This is a genomic window from Actinomadura rupiterrae (assembly GCF_024172125.1).
GTDB lineage: Bacteria > Actinomycetota > Actinomycetes > Streptosporangiales > Streptosporangiaceae > Spirillospora > Spirillospora rupiterrae.
On the sequence record NZ_JAMZEA010000006.1, the window covers coordinates 202,789 to 222,837 of the forward strand.

General features: G+C 73.6%; 16 protein-coding genes and 1 pseudogene. 1 reads left to right on the top strand and 16 read right to left on the bottom strand.

From position 1 onward, the window contains the following. Positions 1-660: 660 nt before the first annotated feature. The 5 genes from FHU30_RS21665 to FHU30_RS21685 form a co-directional block, all read right to left on the bottom strand. Positions 661-1,707, bottom strand: a complete 1,047-nt coding sequence (locus FHU30_RS21665) for a hypothetical protein (RefSeq protein WP_253878366.1) — start codon at positions 1,705-1,707, stop codon at positions 661-663. A gap of 631 nt (positions 1,708-2,338) precedes the next feature. Beyond that, the gene (locus tag FHU30_RS21670) at positions 2,339-2,857 is read right to left on the bottom strand and encodes an RNA polymerase sigma factor (protein WP_253878367.1); all 519 of its coding nucleotides are present in this window, start codon (positions 2,855-2,857) and stop codon (positions 2,339-2,341) included. A 61-nt stretch (positions 2,858-2,918) separates the two neighbouring features. Further along, a complete protein-coding gene (locus FHU30_RS21675; protein WP_253878368.1) occupies positions 2,919-4,310 on the bottom strand; it encodes a vWA domain-containing protein in 1,392 nt (463 codons plus the stop codon). A gap of 32 nt (positions 4,311-4,342) precedes the next feature. After that, the gene (locus tag FHU30_RS21680) at positions 4,343-5,215 is read right to left on the bottom strand and encodes an AAA family ATPase (RefSeq protein WP_253878369.1); all 873 of its coding nucleotides are present in this window, start codon (positions 5,213-5,215) and stop codon (positions 4,343-4,345) included. Continuing rightward, entirely contained in the window at positions 5,216-5,758 is a 543-nt protein-coding gene (locus tag FHU30_RS21685; RefSeq protein WP_253878370.1) for a hypothetical protein, read from the bottom strand. A 146-nt stretch (positions 5,759-5,904) separates the two neighbouring features. Here FHU30_RS21685 and FHU30_RS21690 point away from each other — a divergent pair, with 146 nt between their 5' ends. Beyond that, a complete protein-coding gene (locus tag FHU30_RS21690) occupies positions 5,905-6,249 on the top strand; it encodes a hypothetical protein (protein ID WP_253878371.1) in 345 nt (114 codons plus the stop codon). Positions 6,250-6,306: 57 nt separating this feature from the next. Here FHU30_RS21690 and FHU30_RS21695 read toward each other — a convergent pair whose 3' ends face one another. The 11 genes and pseudogenes from FHU30_RS21695 to FHU30_RS21745 all read right to left on the bottom strand — a co-directional run bounded on the left by FHU30_RS21695 (position 6,307) and on the right by FHU30_RS21745 (position 20,019). Then, entirely contained in the window at positions 6,307-8,490 is a 2,184-nt protein-coding gene (locus FHU30_RS21695; RefSeq protein WP_253878372.1) for an acyl-CoA dehydrogenase family protein, read from the bottom strand. 79 nt (positions 8,491-8,569) lie between these two features. Then, positions 8,570-9,586, bottom strand: coding sequence for a TerC family protein (locus FHU30_RS21700; RefSeq protein WP_253878373.1), 1,017 nt, complete (start codon positions 9,584-9,586; stop codon positions 8,570-8,572). A gap of 199 nt (positions 9,587-9,785) precedes the next feature. Continuing rightward, the gene (locus FHU30_RS21705; RefSeq protein ID WP_372503930.1) at positions 9,786-10,967 is read right to left on the bottom strand and encodes a glycosyltransferase; all 1,182 of its coding nucleotides are present in this window, start codon (positions 10,965-10,967) and stop codon (positions 9,786-9,788) included. Further along, on the bottom strand, positions 10,957-12,588 hold the full coding sequence (gene murJ / locus FHU30_RS21710; protein WP_308211356.1) for a murein biosynthesis integral membrane protein MurJ: 1,632 nt from the start codon (positions 12,586-12,588) through the stop codon (positions 10,957-10,959). The genes FHU30_RS21705 and murJ overlap by 11 nt, the downstream gene beginning before the upstream one ends. A gap of 114 nt (positions 12,589-12,702) precedes the next feature. Beyond that, positions 12,703-13,632 carry a hypothetical protein gene (locus FHU30_RS21715; protein WP_253878374.1) on the bottom strand — a complete coding sequence of 310 codons (930 nt, stop codon included), beginning with the start codon at positions 13,630-13,632 and terminating at the stop codon, positions 12,703-12,705. Positions 13,633-13,638: 6 nt separating this feature from the next. Then, positions 13,639-14,598 carry a copper transporter gene (locus FHU30_RS21720; protein WP_253878375.1) on the bottom strand — a complete coding sequence of 320 codons (960 nt, stop codon included), beginning with the start codon at positions 14,596-14,598 and terminating at the stop codon, positions 13,639-13,641. Next, positions 14,595-15,833, bottom strand: coding sequence for a putative cytokinetic ring protein SteA (steA, locus tag FHU30_RS21725; RefSeq protein WP_253878376.1), 1,239 nt, complete (start codon positions 15,831-15,833; stop codon positions 14,595-14,597). Before steA ends, FHU30_RS21720 begins: the two co-directional genes overlap by 4 nt. Positions 15,834-15,988: 155 nt before the next feature. Beyond that, positions 15,989-17,686, bottom strand: a complete 1,698-nt coding sequence (gene recN / locus FHU30_RS21730; RefSeq protein WP_253878377.1) for a DNA repair protein RecN — start codon at positions 17,684-17,686, stop codon at positions 15,989-15,991. Positions 17,687-17,937: 251 nt separating this feature from the next. Beyond that, positions 17,938-18,825 (bottom strand): annotated as a pseudogene (locus tag FHU30_RS21735) (NAD kinase); the annotation flags it as partial. 52 nt (positions 18,826-18,877) lie between these two features. Then, positions 18,878-19,687: a TlyA family RNA methyltransferase gene (locus FHU30_RS21740; RefSeq protein WP_253878378.1), complete on the bottom strand. Its 810-nt coding sequence runs from the start codon at positions 19,685-19,687 to the stop codon at positions 18,878-18,880. Beyond that, positions 19,684-20,019 (bottom strand): hypothetical protein, encoded by a 336-nt coding sequence (locus FHU30_RS21745; protein ID WP_253878379.1) that lies wholly within the window; start codon positions 20,017-20,019, stop codon positions 19,684-19,686. The genes FHU30_RS21740 and FHU30_RS21745 overlap by 4 nt, the downstream gene beginning before the upstream one ends. Positions 20,020-20,049 lie beyond the last annotated feature (30 nt).

Genomic DNA, 20,049 nt, shown 5'->3' on the forward strand with positions numbered 1-20,049 from the left:
CCCGTGCTGCCCGCTCTGGACCACCCGGACGGCCCCCTCGTCTGGGGCGCGAGGGGCAAGCCATCCGAAAGGCGAAGCATGCGGGGCGGGGCATGTTGAGCCAGGCGTCCTTAACCAGCCGTCCGGGTCGAGCCGTCCCCGTCCTGGCCGCTCGGGACCACCCGCATGGCCTCCTCGCGCAGGGGTGCGAGGGCAAGACCATCCGAGCGGCGAGGCATGCGGGACGGTGCGTGCTGAGCGAGCCGTCCCCAGCCAGCCCACCGGTACGCCCCGTCCGGGACGAGCCACCCGGGCCGAGCCGACCAGGCCAAGCCGCACGCGACTGGCCGACCAGGCCTAGACGTTCGGGTCGAGCCGCGGACGAGCAACCCCTAGCCACCCGTCCAGGACGAGCCGTGCCGAGTGAGCTGTCCGGGGCGAGCCGCCTGGGCCAAGCCGACCAGGCCGCGCCGTGCACAACGGGCCGCCCAGGCCGAGCCGCTCAAACCGAGCCGTACTTAGCCAGCTGTCCGGGATGAGCCGTCCTGGGCGAGCCATCCGAGAGGCGAGCCATGCGGGACGTGGCGTGCTGAGCGAGCTGTCAGGTGGAGTCGCTTGGCCGAGGCGCCTGGCCGAGGGACTGAGGTCTTGGCCCATTCTGTGGTGGCGGAGGGGCTCGCTTCATGATCGGTATCCCAGGGTGCTGATGTGGGTGGCGGCTGCTCGGGCGGGTTCGTCGACGAGAGCCAGGTCCAGGGTCGTCACAGCCTTTCGGTAGTCGGAGAAAACCAGGACTGCCGGGCCCTGGCGGACGACTGCTGCGCGATATTCCACCGGGCCGTCCGTGGGGTGTTGGAGCAGGCTCAGGGAGAGCGCTTCCTCGCCGGACTTCGGGCGGGACAGCCGGAGTTCGGGACCGCAGGCTTGCGCACGGGTGGCGAGGACGGCCATTGCTTGGCGAGCAGCCCGAGCGGTGGGGAAGACGAAGTACTGGGATTGACGGATTTCGCCGCGGCCGTCTGGCCCCAGGTGACGATGCTTGTAGGTCATCGTGAGGTGCTGGACGGTGTCCCTGAAGTCGGGCCCTGCTCCACCGCAACCTGGGACGGACGGCTGGGGTTGAGCGCTCATCGCCCAGTCGCGCTGTAGGTCGGCCGCGCCCTGTTGAGGCGAGAGGTCGGCTGCGGTCAGGGGCCGGACGCCCGGGGCCACGGAGGTCGGATGGTCAGGTGGATGGGCAAGGTCGGCCGTGGCCCAGGTGCCCAGGGACATCGTCAGGGCGACGGCAAGCGCGACGGTGACGCTGGCCGCGCGGATGCGGGTGCGGCGGCGGGCTCGGTGGACGATCTCGGACGCCGCCGGCGCGAGCGTCGCGCCCGCGATGTCGCGGTGCAGGGCGGCGAAGGCGGCGTCGAGATCGACGTCCACGTCACGGAAGACGGCGTCGAACTCGAAGGCGCCGGACGGGGGCCCGTCCGCATGGCCCAGGCTGCCGCTCCCTGAGCCGCTGCAGCCCGGGTCGAGCTGGGGCCAGCTCACGCTGGAGCGGCCCGAGGCGAGACCGTCCAAGTCGAAGCCTCGCCCGTCGGAGCCGCCCACGTCGAGCCCGTCGAGCCCGCCGAGGTCGGAATGGCTCAGGTCGAGACCGTCCGCGTCAGGGGCGTCCGGGCCCGGTCTGTCCAGGTCAGAGCGTCGCCCGTCCGGGCGGGCCAGGCCGGGGCCGTCCACGCCGGGTCGGCCCGGGCCGGAGCGGCGTATCTCGGGGCGGTTCAGGCCCGAGCGTCGCCCCTCGGGGCCCTCCGGGGCGGGGCGATCCGGGGGGCCGGGGCGATCCAGGTCGGAGCGGCTCGGGTCGGGGCGGTCCAGGTCGGGGCCGTCCGTGGCGCGGTGGTTCAGGCCGGGGCGTCGCCCGCCGGGGCCTTCCGCAGTGGGGCCTTCCGTGGCGGGGCTGTCCGTGTCGGGGCGGCTCGGGGCGGGGCGGCTCGGGGCGGGGCGTCGCTCGCCAGGACCCTCCGGGGCAGGGCGATCTGGGTCCGAGCCGTCCGTCTCAGGGCGGCTGGGGGCGGAGCGGCGCGCCTCGGGGCCGTCCAGGACGTGGCGTCGCCCGCCGGGGGCTTCCGGGGCGGAGCGATCCGAGTCGGAGCCGCCTGTGTCGGGGCCGACCTCACTGGGGCGGTCAGGGGCGGAGCGGCGCGCCTCGGGGCGGTTCAGGCCGGGGCGTCGCCCGCCGGGGGCTTCCGAGGCGGGGCGATCCGGGTCGGGGCGGTCCGGGGTGGGGCGGTCCGGGGTGGGGCGGTCCGGGGCGGGGCGGTCCGGGGCGGGGCCGTCTGTGTTGGGGTGGGGCGGGGTGGGGGTTGGGTCAGACACTGCGGGCCTCCTTTGGCTCGGCAGGGTGCGACGGTGAGTCGTCCAGTAGGGCGGCCAGGCGGGTGCGGCCGCGGGAGAGGCGGGCCTTCACGGTGCCGTTGGCGACGCCTTCCACCGCCGCGATCTCGCTGATGGTGTAGCCGCCCATGTGGTGCATGACGAGGGCCCGGCGCTGGGGCTCGGGGAGCTTGGCCAGGGCGGAGACCAGGTAGACGGACGCTCCGTCCGGTGGCGGGACGTCCGGCGGGGGGCCGTGGCGGCGCAGGGCGCGTAAGGCTATGGCGGTGCGGCGCCATCGGCTGGCGGCCAGCCGGTAGGCGACGCGCGCCACCCAGGCGCGCGGGTGGTCGAGATCGCGCACGCGCCCCCACTGGGACCATGCGCGCATGAAGGCTTCTTGTGCGACCTCCTGGGCGTCCGGCCGGTCGCCGGTGCAGGCGTACAGCTCGGCCACCAGGCTCGGGTACGCACCCCGGTAGAACTCGGCGAAACTCGCGTCGTCCTTCGCCACTTCCCCTCCTTCCGTCGGCTCTCGCGGGATACACGCCCCAGGCCGACCGGAGGTTGCAGCGTTACGCCAGTTCCTCGATGAAACTCGCGAGCTGCGTGAGGTTGCGGCACTCGAACATCGGGACGAGTGCGGCATACCGGGACGCGGCGGAGTCGCCGGTGTCCCACTGGGCGCGGGGCTCGGGGTTGAGCCAGTAGGCGTGCCGGGCCCGGTCCACGAGGGTCTCCAGGATGGGCAGGGACAGGTCGCCGTAGTTGGAGCGGGCGTCGCCCAGGACGAGCAGGGACGTCTTGGAGGTGACCGCGTCGCCGTACCTGTCCGCGAAGACCTTGATGGCGTTGCCGTAGTTGGAGCGGCCGGTGATCCAGACGAGGTTCGCCTCGGCGGCCATGCGGGTCATGGCGTCGGCGACGTCGCTGCCGGGGGCGAAGTACTTGGTGATCTCGTCGGTGCCGTCGATGAAGGCGAAGGCGCGGACCTTGGTGAACTGCTCGCGGAGCGCGAAGGTCAGCAGGAGCGTGAAGTGCGCGAAGGCCGACACCGAGTCGCTGGCGTCGCAGAGGATGACCAGCTCGGGCTTGTGCGGGCGGCGCGGACGGTAGCGGGTGGTCAGCGGGACGCCGCCGGTGGCCAGGGAGGCGCGGACGGTCCGGCGGAAGTCCAGCCGCCCGCGGTTGCCGGCCCGCTGCTTCTGGACGAGCCGGGTCGCGAGCCGCCGGGCCAGCGGGTAGACCTCGCGGCGCAGCGCGGCCATCTCGACGCGGCTCGCGCGGTTGAAGTCGAGGTGCTCGATCGGCGGACGCGTCGAGATGCGGGCGGTGCGCTCGACGCCGGTGTCCTCGGCGATGCGGCGGCGGACCTCGGTGGCGACCAGGTCCTGGAAGCGGGAGATGCGCTCGTCGAAGGTGCGGCGGGCGACGCGTTCGGCCATGCCGCCGCCTTCCTGCCCGTTCAGGACGGCGTTGAGGAGGTTCGCCATCAGGGTCTCGGGCGACAGGGCCCGCGTGACACCCGAGGCGAACCACGATTGCTGGCCTTCGGCCTGGCCGTATTCGGCGACGGCGCTGCGCGCGAACTGCCGCAGGCCCGCGTCGTCCCCGTTGAGGAGCAGGTCGAAGAGCGCTTGGCGGCGTTCCTGGACGGCCGGGTCGAGGGGTGGCGGCAGAGGGCGTCCGTCCTCGCCCCTCGTGCGCGCGGGACGCTCGGACGCCGGCACCGAGCCGTCTCCCAAGGCGGCGGGGTACCAGAGGTCGAAAAGGGTGTCGAAGACCGGACGGTGCGTCGGACGCTTCACCACGGTCGCGGCGTAGGCCGCGCGCAAGGACTCGCGGTCCAGGAGGTCCACGGTCTGGAGGGCGCGGACGGCGTCCAGGCCCTCAGCGACCGACACCGGCAAGCCGGCCTCGCGCAGCGCCGCGACGAACGCCGTATGCCGGTCGATCAGCGACGCCATGTCAGGCCTTCAGCTCAAGGAAAAGAGCCATGTCAGCTCTTCAGGCCCAGTTCCTTGCGGGCGCGCTCCTGGTCGGAGACGTGCTTGAGGACGACCCCGAGCGTCCGGTCGACGGCGGATTCGTCCAGGTCGTCCAGGCCGAGGGCGAGCAGGGTGCGCGCCCAGTCGACCGTCTCGGCGATGGACGGCGCCTTCTTGACCTCCAGCGCGCGCAGCGTCCCGACCGTCCGGACGAGCTGGGCGGCGAGTTCGGCCTCGATCCCCGGGACCTGGGCGAGGACGATGTCACGTTCCCGGTCGGCGGCCGGGTAGTCCAGGTGCAGGTAGAGGCAGCGGCGCTTGAGCGCCTCCGACAGCTCGCGCGCCGCGTTGGAGGTGATGAGGACGAACGGCCGCCGCGTCGCCGCGACCGTGCCCAGCTCCGGGATCGTGACCTGGAAGTCCGACAGGACCTCCAGCAGCATGCCCTCCATCTCGACGTCCGCCTTGTCGGCCTCGTCGATCAGCAGGACGGTCGGCCCGGTGCGCCGGATCGCGGCGAGCAGCGGCCGCTCCAGCAGGAAGTCCTCGGAGAAGATGTCGTCGTGAGTCTCCTGCCAGCCCCGGTCGGACGGCGCGGCCTGGATGGCGAGGAGCTGCTTCTTGTAGTTGAACTCGTAGAGCGCGCGTGCCTCGTCCAGCCCTTCGTAGCACTGGAGGCGGATGAGCTCCGCCTCGCACGCGCGCGCGACGGCCTTGGCCAGCTCGGTCTTGCCGACCCCGGCGGGCCCCTCGACCAGGAGCGGCTTCCCTAGCGCCTGCGCCAGGAACACCGTGGTCGCGATGGCCTCGTCGGTGAGGTAGCCGCCCTCGGCGAGCCGCGCCGCGACGTCGTCAGGTGAGGCGAACAGGGCGTGGACCGTCATTCAGTGGCCTTTCGGGGAGGTCGGCTTGCCGCTCGGCGATTTGCCGTCGCCGGGCTTTCCGCTGGGCGACTTGCCGTCGCTGGGCGACTTGTCGTCACCGCTCTTGCCGCCGGACGCCTTGGTGTAGGTCTGCCCAGTGCCCGAGAACGTCATCTTGCCGCCGTCGTCGCTGACGGTCGCGCCCCAGTAGTTGCCGCTCTTGGGGTCGCCGCCCTGCCAGGAGAAGCGGAAGCGCAGTTTGCCCTTCTCGTCCGGGATGGCGAGGCCGCTCCAGAGGGTCTGGCCGTCCTTCCTCCAGACGCCGGAGCCGTCGGTCTTGAACTGGAAGTAGTCCTTGCCCGCGCCGTCCCAGCGTCCGACCAGGGCCTTCACGTCGGCGGGGTCGACCTTGGGCAGCGGCGCGAGCTTGACGGGCGCGTTGTCCCCCGCGCTCTTCGCCTTGTCGCCGCCGCCGCCTCCGCAGCCGCCGAGGACGCCGATGCCGAGGGCCGCGACGAGCGCGGCGCGGCCGAGCCGCGACACGGCGCGTGTCCGCTTGCTCACCTGGACCTCCGGATGATCTCTGGGGGACGGAACCGGCAGTTTACCGGCGGGTAGACCCCGGTGGCGGTCCTCACCCGGAGGAGCCAGCCGAGGGATCGCCCGCCGGGGTGAGGACGGCCCGGGAGGGCCCGTCCTACAACAGGACCATGACCCTTCCACGTGACGACCTCGCCGCCGGTCTCGCCGCCCGCCGCGAGCTCGGGCCCGACTACGACGCGGCGTTCGCCGACGTGATCGCGGCGCGCTTCGAGGAGCACCTCGCGGCCCGCCAGGGCGCCGCGCCGCTCCCCGCCCCGGCGCCGCGGCCGCTCCCCCGCGCCCGCCGGACCGGACGCGACCACTCGCTCACCCTGCTGATCGTCAGCCTGGTGATCTCGGTCCCGCTCACCGCGATCAGCGTGTCGATGGGCGGTCCCGGCGCGGTGACGCTGGTCTGGCTGGCCCTGGTCGTCCTGAACGTGTCGTACATGCACCGCCCCCGGCGCGACTGACCTCCGGGGACGGCGCATCCGACGAGGACGAACGATCCGGCTAGGACGAACGAGAGGTCACTTGCCGGGCTCGGGGTCGCGCGGCAGGCCGAGCAGCCGCTCGCCGATGATGTTCAGCTGCACCTCGGTGGTGCCGCCGTAGATCGTCATCGCGCGGCTGAACAGCATGGCCCGGGCGACGATGCCGGCCTCGGTGAGCGGCACCTCGGTGGCGGCCGTCGCGCCCTGCGAGCCCCAGCAGTAGTCGGCGACCTCCTGGTTGAACTGGACGCCGAGCAGCTTGCGGACGCTGGACTCCGCGCCCGGCTCCACGCCGTTCAGCTGCTTGAGGGTCGTGCGCAGCCCGAGCAGGTCGATGGACTGGCCCTGCGCGACGAGCGCGCCGACCTCGGCCGTCGCGACGGCGTCCAGCTCCTTGCCCTTGAAGAAGTCGAGCAGCTCCGGCACGCCCATGCCGAGGCCGCCGCCGGTCGACAGCGACACCCGCTCGTTGGACAGGGTGTTGCGGGCGACCTGCCAGCCCTGGTCCACCTCGCCGACCACGCAGTCGTCCGGGACGAACACCTCGTCCAGGAACACCTCGTTGAAGATCGCCTCGCCGGTCAGCTCGCGCAGCGGCCGGACGTCCACGCCCTCGGCCTTCATGTCGACCAGGAAGTAGGTGATGCCGTCGTGCTTGGGCGCGTCCGGGTTCGTGCGGGCGATGCAGAAGCCCCACTGCGCGAACTGCGCGACCGACGTCCAGATCTTCTGCCCGGTGAGGCGGAAGCCGCCCTCGACGCGCTCGGCCTTCATCGACAGCGAGGCGAGGTCGGAGCCCGCGCCCGGCTCGGAGAACAGCTGGCACCACACCAGGTCGCCGCGCAGCGTCGGGCGCAGGAAGCGCTCCTTCTGCTCCTCGGTGCCGTAGCGGACGAGCGAGGGCACCAGCCAGGCGCCGATGACCAGGTTCGGGGCCTTGACCTTGGCGGCCTTCAGCTCCTGCTGGATGAGGATCTGCTCGATCGGCCCGGCGCCGCGCCCCCACGGCTCGGGGAAGTGCGGGACGGTCCAGCCGTCGTCGCCCATCCGGCGGTTGCGCTCGCCCTTGTCCTCGATCGCGGCCAGTTCGGCGATCTCGGCGCGGATCCGCTCGCGCAGCGGCTCGGTGTCGTCGGACAGTTCGAGCTCGACCTCGCGGCGGCCGCCGGCCAGCGCCAGCTCGGCGACGCGCGAGGCCCACTGCTTGGACGAGCCGAGCAGCGCCCGCAGGGTCAGGGCGCGGCGCAGGTAGACGTGCGCGTTGTGCTCCCAGGTGAACCCGATACCGCCGAGGATCTGGATGGCGTCGCGGGCCGTCCTCACGCCCGCGTCGGCCGCGATCACGGCGGACACGGCGGCCGCGAACGCCGCTTCGCCGGTGCCCTCGTCCAGCGCGCGGGCGGCGTCCCAGGCGGCGGCGCGGGCCTGCTCGGCGGCGATCAGCATCCGGGCGGCCTTGTGCTTGACGCCCTGGAACTGCCCGATCGGACGGCCGAACTGCTCGCGGACCTTGGCGTAGTCGGCCGCGGTGTCGACCAGCCAGCCGGACAGGCCGGCGGCCTCCGCGCCGAACAGCGCGGCGGCGAGGTCGGCGACGCGGCGCTCGGTCACGCCGTCCAGGACGCGGTCGGCGTCGACCTGCACGCCGTCCGCCTCGACCTTGGCGACTCGCCGGACCTTGTCCAGCGACTCGACCGGCGTGACGGTCAGGGCGGCGGCGTCGACCGCGACCCACTCGTCCCCGGCGGGCAGCACGATCACGTCGGCGAGGGACGCGCCGAGCACCGTGTCGGCCGATCCGGTGACCTTCAGGGCGTCGCCGTCGCGGACGGCGGACAGGTTCCCGCCCAGCGCGACGGCCGCGGTGACCGAGCCGTCCGCGAGGCCGGGCAGCAGCTCGGCGCGGACCTTGGCGTTGCTGGACGCCGCGATCACCGAACTGGCCAGGACGGTCGGCAGGAACGGTCCGGGCGCGGCGGCGCGGCCGAGCTCCTCCAGGACCACCGCGAGCTCCAGCAGGCCGTAGCCCTGCCCGCCCTGCTCCTCCGGCAGGTGCAGGCCGAGCAGCCCCTGCTCGGCGAGGGCCGACCAGAACGGCGGCCGGGTCTCCGCGTCCGCCTCCAGGGCCGCCCGCAGCACGCCCTCGGTGATGTACCGCTCGGCGAAGCCGCGTACCGACTCGGCGAGGGCCTCATGTTCTTCGGTCAACCCGATGGCCATGCGTCACCTTTTCCTCAGACCGCAGATTGACTCCGATTCTAGAACGGAGTTCTGTTGTTTGGCGGCTGTGACCCTACTCTCACCCGTTGCCGGACTCCACCGGCGCACCGGCATCCGCCGCGCCCGAACCCGCCGAATCCGCGGCCTCGCGGGCGTCCTGGCGGCGCTGCGCGACCAGGCTCGCCACGGTGACCGCGGCGAGCGTCCCGACGATCACCGACAGGGACAGCCAGATCGGGACGTCCGGGGCCCAGTCGGCACCGTACTCGTGCAGGGCGTGCAGGACGAGCTTGACGCCGATGAACCCGAGGATGAACGCCAGCCCCTTGCCGAGGTACACCAGCCGCGTCGCGAGGCCCTCCAGCAGGAAGTACAGCTGGACGAGGCCCATCAGCGCGAACGCGTTGGCGGTGAAGACCAGGTACGGCTCGGCGGTGAGGCCGAAGATCGCGGGGATGGAGTCGAGCGCGAACAGCACGTCGGTGCTGCCGATGGCGACCATGACGACCATGAGCGGGGTGACGGTCCAGCGGCCGCCGCTGCGCACCAGCATCCGGTTCCCGGCGTACTCGTCGCGGACGGGGACGACCCGGCGGAACCAGCGCAGCAGCGCGTTCTCCTTGAACTCGGCCTCCTCGTCCTTCTCCCGGGCCAGGCCCCAGGCGGTCCAGATCAGGAACCCGCCGAAGATGAAGAAGACCCAGGTGAACTGGGCGATCGCGGCCGCGCCGACCGCGATGAAGATGCCGCGCAGCACCAGCGCGATGACGATCCCTGCCATCAGGACGGTGTGCTGGGCGTGCCTCGGCACCGCGAACCGGCTGAGGATGACCATGAAGACGAAGAGGTTGTCGACGCTCAGGCTCTTCTCGGTGACGAACCCGCCGAAGTACTGCGCCGCGTACGTCCCGCCGGAGAAGGCCCAGACGCCGAAGCCGAACAGGACGGCGAGCCCGATGTAGACGCAGGACCAGAACGCGGCCCGGCGCGTCGTGAACTCCTTGGTGTCGTCCCGGTTGATCACGAACAGGTCGACGGCGATGACCGCCACGAGGCCGACGAGTGTGAGTGCCCAGACCCACGGGGAGACGTGCATTTCAGGATTCCTCCGGCATGCGAAACTGCCGGAGGTCTCTCCCGCCGGGCACCGAAAGTGCCGGACCGCGGAACCCGGGACGATACCGACCGCCCGTACTGACGGGAACCGCGCGCAGGGATACTCCCCTCCACCTGGTACCAACCGTACATCAGGGGCGGCACATTCCCGTAGCCCTCGCGCAAGGAATCCCCGAAGACTATGGACGCGCGAGATCCTCGTAAAGTTCGGAAAGTTGTGCCACCGCGTCGTTCTCGGTCGGCAGCGCGGTCGCGCGCTGGGCCGCCGCCGCGCCCAGGCGCACCGCGAGCGCCGAGTCGTCCAGGACGCGGCCGACCGCCTTCTCCAGCGCCGTCGCGTCGTCCGGGGGGACGAGCAGGGCGGCGTCGTCGACCATGCCCGGGACGCCGCCGACGCGGGTCGCGACGAGCGGACGCCCCGCCCGCAGGATCTCCTGGACGACCAGCGGCTGCCCCTCCCACACGCTCGGCACCACGGCGACGTCGGCGGCGGCGAACAGTTCCGGGACGTCCGTGCGGCGGCCGAGCAGCCGCACCGGCAGGTTCTCGGCGTCGATCCGGGCGCGCAGGGCCTCCTCCAGCGGACCGTCCCCGGCGATCGCCACGAGCGGCGGCACCGCGCGGCGGGCCCATCCGGCGGACGCGTCCAGCAGCGTCGGCAGGCCCTTCTGGTCGGCCAGACGCGCGACGGTCACGATCAGGGGCCGCTCCCCCACCTCCAGCTCCGCGCGAACCTGTCCGCGCACCTCCGGCCCCGGTAGCGGCCCTCGCGCGGGCGCGGGGACGAGAGCGTGCCCGACGTGGCGCGCGCCCAGCGACCGCATCCGCTCCTCAAGGTCGGGTGAAACGCCTAGGACGACGCTGGCGCCGCGCGCGACGACGCGTTCGAGCGCTCCGTAGATGGCGGCGGTGCGTCCGCCTGCGATGACGGCGTTGTGCAGTGTCACGACGATCGGTGTCGAGCCGCGTCCCATACGCAGTGGGCCGGGCGCAACGCGCGCGCACGAGGCGACGGCTAGCGCGCCCGCGCGTAGACCGTGCGCGTGGACGACATCGGCGTCCCGGAGCAGCCCGCGTAGCCGCGCCACCGCACGGGCGTCGCTCACCGGACGCGGCCGGTCGGCGAGGTCCACCTCAGCGAACCGTGCGCCGACGCCAGTGAACCCGAACAGTTCCTCGGTCGCCGCCGGGCCGAACACCGCGACCCGGGCGCCGCGCTCCACCAGGCCCGCCGCGACGGACCGGACATGCCGTCCGACGCCGCCCGCGCTCGTCCCCAGCACCAGCGCCACGCGCGTCCCGGCCAGCCCCTCCCGCGACCCGGCCTGGCCATCCCCCGCCCAGGACCGTTCAGTCCCCACTACGCACGACCCTCCGGCTCAGGACGGCCCGCAGATCCCGGCCGTCGATCACGAACACCACCGCAACGAACACCACGACCGCGACCAGCGCGGCGAGCACGCCGACGCCCACGTCCATCAGCCGATGCCCGGTGCCGAACCACGACGACAGCGCATACCCGGCCGCCGCACCCGCGCCCCCACCGACAAGACCCGCAAGCAGAACACGTGGCACCCCGTGCAAGGCAGCCGCCCCACGCGCGCGCACGAGCGTCGCCAACAGCAGGACGCCCGCGACCGTCATCCCGACCGTGTTGCCCAACCCCAGCGCCGCCACGACCCACGCCCGATCGACCGTGACGACCAGGACGACATCGACGGCCATCACGACCAGCCAGCCCGTCACCGTCGCGATCGCGCCCATGCGCCCCCGGTGGCAGGCATACAGAACGCGTCCGAGATGCGCGACCAAGCCGTAGCCGACAAGGCCGGGCGCGAATGCCAGCACGGCCCGCGCCATCACGATCCGCTGCTGCGGATCGGACGCGGCGACCTTCCATGTGAACACCGCCGACGCGGGCAGCGCGACGGCAGCCAGCACGGCCGCGCCCGCGCACGAGACGAGGATGACCGCGCGCGTGGTCTGCGCGGTGATGCGGTCGAACTCGGCCCGGTGCTCCTCGTCCGTCCGCGCCGACAGCATCGGGAACGCGCTGGTCGCGATCGGCACCGCCAGGATCGCCCACGGCAGCAGGTAGATCGCCCACGTGTACTGGTACAGGTTCAGCGCGCCGCGCGTCCCCTCGTAGCTCAGCCGGACGACCAGCAGCGCCGACACCTGCTGCGCGGCGACCGTGGCGAGCCCCGCCACCGCGAGCCGGACGACCCGCCGCGCCACCCCGTCCGGGAACCGCAGCGACGGCCGCAGCCCCAGCTTCAGCCGCCACGCGGCGACGCCCGCCGTCGCGGCCATCGCCACGCCGCCCATCGCCGTCCCGATCGCGAGGACCAGCTCGGCCGAGAGCGGCAGCCCCGACAGGTCGTTCTGGTGACCCCGCCCCAGCGGGACGAACACCACGTACGCGACGATCACCACCACGCTCGACACCAGCGGCGCGAGCGCCGGGGCGACGAACCGCCGGTGCGACTGGAGCAGCCCGTACAGCACCACCGCGATCCCGTACATCACCATCTGCGGCGCCATGATCGCGAGCATGTCGCCGCCGACCCGGACGATGTCGGACCGCACGCAGCCGTCCCCGGTGCCGCCGACCAGCAGCTCCATCACCGGACGCGAGGTAACCGCGAGCAGCGCCGACAGCGGCACCATCGCCAGCACCACCCAGGTCAGCAGCGCCGACCCGATCCGCCGCACCTGCTCGGTGTCGCCGCGCTCGGCGGGCCGCGCCAGCACCGGCACCACCATGCTCGCCAGCGCCCCGCCCGCGACGATCTCGTAGACGATGCTCGGGAACTGCGTGGACGTCGAGTACGCCTGCCCGAGGCAGGTCGGCCCGACCGCCTGCGACTGCGCGAACGTCCGCGCGAACCCGGCCAGCCGCGACAGGACGGTCAGCACCCCGATCAGCACCGCCGCCCCGGCCAGCCCGGCGGCGACCTTCCGCCGCCCGGTCAGGCTCACCCCGCACCACCGGAAGCAACGGCAAAGGAGGCTGGGCACGAAGTGGTGGCGGGCATGGGCGGTGGCTGATCCAGTGCGTCGGTGAAGTGGAGTGGAGGGGCGCGGCGGCGCGGGCTAGGCGGGGGCGGGAGGCGTCGCCGGGACGGGCTCGGAGGCCGTCCGGACGGGCTCCGGGGGCCGCCTGCCGAGCATGTCGAGCCGGTTCAGGACCGGGTTGCCCGCGATGACCTTGGTGAAGCTGACGAACTCGCTCGCGCCGTTCAGGCCGACCAGACCGGCGAGGACGGCCAGGCGCGGGCCGAGGGGCAGCCGGGTCGCGGCGAGGCCGAGCAGCGCGCCGAGCGCGTTCGCACCGGTGTCGCCGAGCATCGCGCGCTCGCCCAGGTCTTCGGGGAGCAGCGCGAGGGCGGCCCCGAGCGGCGCGGCGACCACGGCCGAACCGGACGAGGTGAGGGCGAGCGGCGTCCCGGTGAGGAGGCCGACCTTGATGGCGCGGCCCGGGCGCAGGTCGAACAGGTTCATCAGGTTCGCGGACGCGGCGACGATCGCGCCGTTCAGGAGCGTGTCGGCGGCGCGTCCGGTGCGGGTGCGGGCGGGCGAGCCAGCCAGCGCCGCGGCGGCGAGCCCGGTCGCGCCGATGCCGAGGATCTTGACCGCGCCCGTGGTGACCTCGCCCTTGGCCAGCGCGGCCAGGTGGCCCTTGAAGCCCCGCGAGGCCCCCGAGCCGGCCAGGTCGTCGTAGCCGCCGAGGACGCCCGAACCCGCGCCGGCGAGCAGCGCGGCGGCGCGCACCCGCCCGGGGACGCCCGGCGCCAGCAGCCCGGCCGCCGCGGCGCCCGCGGCGAACGCCGGGCCCTCCAGCAGCGTCACGGGCTCGCCGCGGTGGTTGGTGCGGTCCCACAACTCGTTCCCGGACCGTCCGGCGACACCGGGCGGGCGGCGGGTCAGCGCGGTGTAGGCGGCGCGGGTCGCGGCCGCGCCGAGCGCGGCGCCCGCCAGCAGGCGCAGCGCGCGCCGCGGGGACCGGGCTGGGTCAGTGCTCATGAGGGGTCATCCGTTCTTCCCGGCGGCGGGCGGCGGCGACGGCAGGTACCCGCCGTTCGCGCCCGGGCCGACGCCGTACTGCCCGGACTTGCCGCCCAGCTCGTTCTGCAGGGCCAGGATCGCGACCACCTGCCCGGACGCGGTGTCCAGCACGTCCACCGAGGACACCTTCTTGCTCACGCCCGAGTCGTCGCGCAGCGCGGTGATCAGGCCGCCCTGCTGCGCGGCGGTGTTCGGACCGCCCAGCACCGTGCCGCGGTCGGCGGCGTCGAGCTGCGCGGTGAGCGTGACCAGGGCCTTGGTGGCGTCGGCGGTGTCCGGGCCGTACGGGGTGGCGGGCGCGATCACCACCGCGAGTGTCGCATGCTGGCCGGGCTTCCCGCTGGTGGTCACGTAACCCGCCTCGCGGAGGCCGGTCAGGACGCCGGCGCCGGTCGCGTCCTCGCGTCCCGCCTTGGCCGGGTCGTTGGTGACGATCGCGCCGGCGAGCACGGTGCCCGCCTTGGCGTAGGCGTCCGCGCCGGCCGGGAACTCGGTGCCGGCGGGCTTCAGCTGGGTGGCCAGCTCGTCCAGGGTGCGGCTCTGGTCGGGGTCGAGGGCCTTCTTCTGGATCGCGACGCGCCCGGTGACGGTCGCGCCGGCCTTGGTCGCCAGGTCGATGACCTGCGAGACGCCGTCCTCGCCGGCGCCGGGCGTCTCGACCAGCACCAGCGACTGGCCCTTGAGCCGGTTCGCGACGTACTGCGGCCCGGTGGTGGCGGCGAACTGCTCCTCGCCCTTGAGCTGGGCGTCCTGCTTCTGCTGCTTGTGGTACAGGTCCTCGGAGCGCCGGGTGGCCCGGTTCGCCTCCTGCTTGAGCTGGTTGGTCACCGACTGCGACAGGGTCGTGGAGCCCAGCACGATGCCGAGCGCCAGCGCCAGGAAGATCGCGACGATGGAGACGAGGTGGTAGCGGAAGTCGATCACGTGAAGAGTCCGGTCAGCCAGAAGAGGAAGGCGTGCCAGCGGCCGGCCAGCAGGGGGCGGATGACGTCCCCGGCCGGCGACATGAACACGGCGGTGGTCATGGCGATGAACGCCACCAGCACGAGCAGGAGCAGGGACCAGCCCGAGATGCGGCTGCGGTACAGGCGGGAGACGCCCTTGGCGTCCACGAGCTTGCTGCCGACGCGCAGCCGGGTCAGGAACGTGCTGGACATCCCGGCCCGGCCCTTGTCGAAGAACTCCACCATGTTGTAGTGCGTGCCGACCGCGACGATCAGGGTGGCGCCCTTCTCGTCGGCCAGCAGCATGGCGATGTCCTCGCTGGTCGCGGCGGCGGGGAACACCACGGCCTCGCGGCCGAGCTCCTCCACCCGCGCCAGCCCGGGCGCGCGGCCGTCCCGGTAGGCGTGCACGACGATCTCCGCGCCGCTGGTGAGCGCGGCGTCGGACACCGAGTCCATGTCCCCGACGATCATGTCGGGGCGGTAGCCGGCCTCCAGCAGCGCGTCCGCGCCGCCGTCCACCCCGATCAGCACCGGCCGGTACTCCCGGATGTAGGGGCGCAGGGTCGCGATGTCCTCGCGGTAGTGGTAGCCGCGGACGACGATCAGCGCGTGCCGGCCGTCCAGCCGGGTCGCCACGTCCGGGACGCCGACGCCGTCGATGAGCAGGTCGCGTTCGCGCTTGACGTACTCCATCGTGTTGGCGACGAACGCCTCCAGCTGGTGGCCGAGGTTGGCCTTCGCCTCGGTGATGGACGTCCCGACCGTCTCGGCGGTCTGCTCGATGCCCTTGGCGACGACCTCGGCGCCCTTGTGCACGGCGCCGCCGTCCACCCGGACGTCGTCGCCCTCCTTGAGCTTGGTGAAGATCTCGGGACCGACGTCGTCCACCAGCGGGATGCCGGCGTCCAGCAGGATCTGCGGGCCGAGGTTGGGGTACCGCCCCGAGATGGACGGCGCGACGTTCACCACCGCGCCCACCTGGCACGACACCAGTGCCTCGGCGCTGACCCGGTCCAGGTCGACGTGGTCGATCACCGCGATGTCGCCGGGCTGCAGCCGCTTGGTGAGGTTCTTGGTGCGCCGGTCGAGCCGGACGGTCGCGGCCACCCCCGGCCGCCCGTCACCCCGACCGCGGCCGAGCGCGAGCACCCGGCGGGGCCGCTTCTTCGCGGGCCGCACGGGGCTGTCGGTGGTGGGAGACGGGTCGTTCATCGCTTGACATCCTGCCAGAGGGCGGAGGGAGACACCGGTAACGCCGGTCGAGGGGGCGTGTTCGTTCGCGCACTGTCTGTCGCTTTGCGCACCTCGTGGCCCGCAGATGCGCACAAATGATCCTCTGGAACCCTGCACACCTCGGGGTGTCCGGATCAGCGGTCGCGCGCGGCGAGGTCGAGGAGCTCCTCGGCGTGCGCGCGGCCCAGCTCGGAGTCGGCGAGGCCCGCGAGCATCCGGGACAGCTCGCGGACGCGGCCCTCGCGGTCGAGGGCGGTGACGCCGCTGCTGGTCACCAGGCCGTCGCTGGACTTCTCCACCAGCAGGTGCTGGTCGGCGAACGCGGCGACCTGCGGCAGGTGGGTGACGACGATCACCTGCGCGTTGCGGGCCAGCTTGGCGAGCCGGCGCCCGATCTCCACCGCGGCCTTGCCGCCGACCCCCGCGTCGACCTCGTCGAACACGAACGTCGGGACGGGGTCGGCGCCCGCGAACACCACCTCGATCGCCAGCATCACGCGGGACAGCTCGCCGCCGGACGCGCCCTTGTGCAGCGGCAGCGCCGGGGAGCCGGGGTGCGGCGCGAGCTTCACCTCGATCTCGTCCGCGCCGTGCGGGCCGTACTCGCCGGTCGGGGTGACCGCGACCTCGACCCGCGCGTGCGGCATCGCGAGCGCGGACAGCTCCGCCGTCACGGCCTTGGAGAACCGCTCGGACGCCCGCGACCGGACGGCCGTCAGCTCCGCCGCGTCGGTCTCCAGCCGCGCGGTCAGCTCCTCGTGCTCGGCGCGCAGCTCCTCGATGCGGTCGTCGTCGGAGTCCAGCTCGGTGAGCCGCGCGGCGGACGTGCGGGACCACTCCAGCACCTCGTCCACCGACTGCCCGTACTTGCGGACGAGCCCGGTCAGGTCGGCGCGCCGCTCCTGGACGGCCGCCAGCCGCGCCGGGTCGGCGTCCACGGACTCGGCGTAGGCGGCGAGGTCGGTCGCGACGTCCGAGACCAGGTACCCGGCCTCGGCGAGCCGGTCGGCGAGCGCCGCCAGCTCCGGATCGTGCTCCCGGACGGCCTCCAGCGCGTTGCGCGCCGAACCGAGCAGGCTGACCACGTTCGCCGCCTCGAACGCGGCGGCCGGGTCGCCGAGCAGCGACTCGTGCGCGGTGTCGGCGGCGCCGCGCAGCGCGTCGGCGTGGCCGAGGCGCTCCTCCTCGGCCGCCAGCTCGACGTCCTCGCCGGGCTTGGGATCGACCTTCTCGATCTCCTCCAGGCCGAAGCGCAGGATGTCGGCCTCCTGCGCGCGCTCGCGCGAGCGGGTGGTCAGCTCGTCCAGCAGCGCGGTGACCTGGCGGTGCCGCTGGTAGGTGCGGGTGTAGGCGCGCATCGGCTTGGTCAGCGCGGACCCGGCGTACCGGTCCAGCGCGGAGCGCTGCCGGCCCGCCTGCAGCAGCCGCTGCTGGTCGGACTGCCCGTGCACGGCGACCAGGTCGTCCGCCATGTTGATGAGCACGCTCACCGGCACCGACCGGCCGCCGACGTAGGCGCGCGACCGGCCCTCCGACGACACCGAGCGCTGCAGGATCAGCGTGCCGTCGTCCAGCTCGCCGCCCGCCTCCTCGACGCGGTCGACCACCCGTCCGCCGGGGTCGACCACGATCCGGCCCTCGACCGTGGCGCGCTCGGCTCCCGGCCGGACCCGCTGCGGGTCGGCGCGCCCGCCGAACAGCAGGCCGAGGCTGGTGACCACCATGGTCTTGCCCGCGCCGGTCTCGCCGGTGACGACGTTGAACCCGGGCGACAGCTCCAGCACCGCCTCGTCGATCACGCCGAGGCCCTGGATCCGCACCTCGTCGACCATGGGACGCACCCGCGTCACAACCCCTCGCAATCCAGCCCGCTCTCCGCGTCTCGCTGGTGAGATTATCGCCCTTCGACCGCGCCGGTGGAGTGACCGTCCGCCGCGGGGCCCGCGCCGTCGCCCGGCACGCCGCCCGCGCGGTCGCCCGGAACACCGCCGCCACCGGAGGTGCGCGGAGGCTCGCAGCGGGGCGGGCCCGGGCCGTCGACCTGCGGCTCCTTGCCCGGATCGTGGTGCTGGGCGGCCACCCGCGAGCGGCCGCGCCAGCCGGACACCGGAAGGCCGAACTTGGTGACCAGCCGGTCGGTGAACGGCGTCAGATGCAGGCGGGCCAGCCGGACCGGCTCGGCGCCGCGCCGCACCTCGATCCGCGCGCCCGCCGGAAGGTCCAGCGTGCGCGCGCCGTCGCACCACAGCACCGCGCCCGCCGTGTCCGGGAGCACCTCGATCGCGACCGCCGACCGCGGCGACACCACCAGCGGACGGGCGAACAGCGCGTGCGCGCTGATCGGGACGACCAGCATCGCCTCCACCTCCGGCCACACCACCGGGCCGCCCGCCGAGAACGCGTAGGCGGTCGAACCGGTCGGAGTGGCCATCACCACACCGTCGCAGCCCCAGTGGGACAGCGGGCGGCCGTCGATCTCCACGACCAGCTCCAGCATCCGCTGCCGCTCGGCCTTCTCGACGGTCGCCTCGTTCAGCGCCCAGGTGGTGCCCGCGACCGACCCGTTGCGGCGGACGACCACGTCGATCGTCATCCGCTCCTCGACGTCGTAGCGGCGCTCGATCACCCGGTCGACCGTGGTGGCGAGATCCTCGCGCTCGGCCTCGGCGAGGAAGCCGACGTGCCCGAGGTTCACGCCGAGCAGCGGCGCGCCCGCCGGACGCGCCAGGTCGGCGGCGCGCAGCAGCGTGCCGTCGCCGCCGAGGACGATCACGACCTCGACGCCCTCCGCCGCCGCCGGGGTACGCGGCCACACCTCGACCAGGTCCGGGCAGGACAGGTCCTCGGCCTCGCCCTCCAGCGCGCGGACCGCGATGCCCGCCTCGGCGAGGCGGCCGATCACCAGCTGCGCGCTGCGGACGGCCTCGGACCGCCCGGTGTGCGCGACGACCAGCACCGTCCTGTCGCTCATCGCCACCTCTTCAGGGGGACGGACCGCACCGTTGCGGTCCGTGGGGTGTGTGTCACTGGGGTCCTTCCGCGACGGCGCGCTCCAGATCGGCCTCGGCCAGCGGCGGCGCGCCCGCCCGCAGCCACAGGAAGTACTCCACGTTCCCGGACGGCCCGGGCAGCGGCGACGCCGTGACGCCGCGCACGCCCAGGCCGAGGGTCGCGGCATGGGCGGCCACGTCCCGCACCGCCTCGGCGCGCAGCCCGGGGTCGCGCACGACCCCGCCCGCGCCGACGCGGTGCTTGCCGACCTCGAACTGGGGCTTCACCATGATCGCGTAATCGGCGTCCGGCGTCACGCAGCGCTGGATCGGGCCCAGGACCAGTTTCAGCGAGATGAACGACAGGTCGCCGACGACCAGGTTCGGCCGCTCCGCTTCGGGCTGGCCGAGCTGCTCCGGCTCCAGGTCGCGGATGTTGACCCGCTCCAGGACGGTCACCCGGTCGTCGGTGCGCAGCGACCAGGCGATCTGCCCGTAGCCGACGTCGACCGCGTACACGCGCGATGCGCCCGCGCGCAGGAGGACGTCGGTGAAACCGCCGGTGGACGCGCCCGCGTCGAGCGCGACGCGTCCTTTGACGTCGAGTTCCTTGAACGCCTCCAGCGCGCCGGCCAGCTTGTGGCCGCCGCGCGAGACGTAGTCGGGGCCGGACTCGTCCTCTGTGACGAGGATCGCGGCGCCCGCGTCCACCTGCGTGGCCGCCTTGCCCGCGACCTGCCCGGCGACCTTCACCCGGCCGTCCGCGATCAGCTGGCCCGCCTGCTCGCGGGACCGCGCCAGCCCGCGCCGCACCAGCTCGGCGTCCAGCCTGCGCCGGCTCACAGCACCCCGCCCGGCCCGCCCTGCTGCCCTCCGGGCGCGGGCGGACGCTGGAGGGCGCCGGGGCGCGGCATGCCGCCGAGCGACGGGACGGTACCCGTGCCGGTTTCGTTGTCGTGGTCGCCGTCGGCGGAGACCAGCAGCTCCTGGAGCCCCTGGTGGACGTCGGCGAACACCTCGACGTGCGCGGGCACGGGCAGGCCGGCCAGCTCGTCCAGGCGGGCGACGACCGCGTCCACGCGCGGGTCGCCGGACGGCGCGGGCGCGCCGGTCCCCCCGGGCGGCGGCCCCGCGGCCCCGCCGGGCACCGGCCCCCCGGCCTCGTCGGACCTCACCCTTTTACCTCCAAGAAACACCCCGAACAG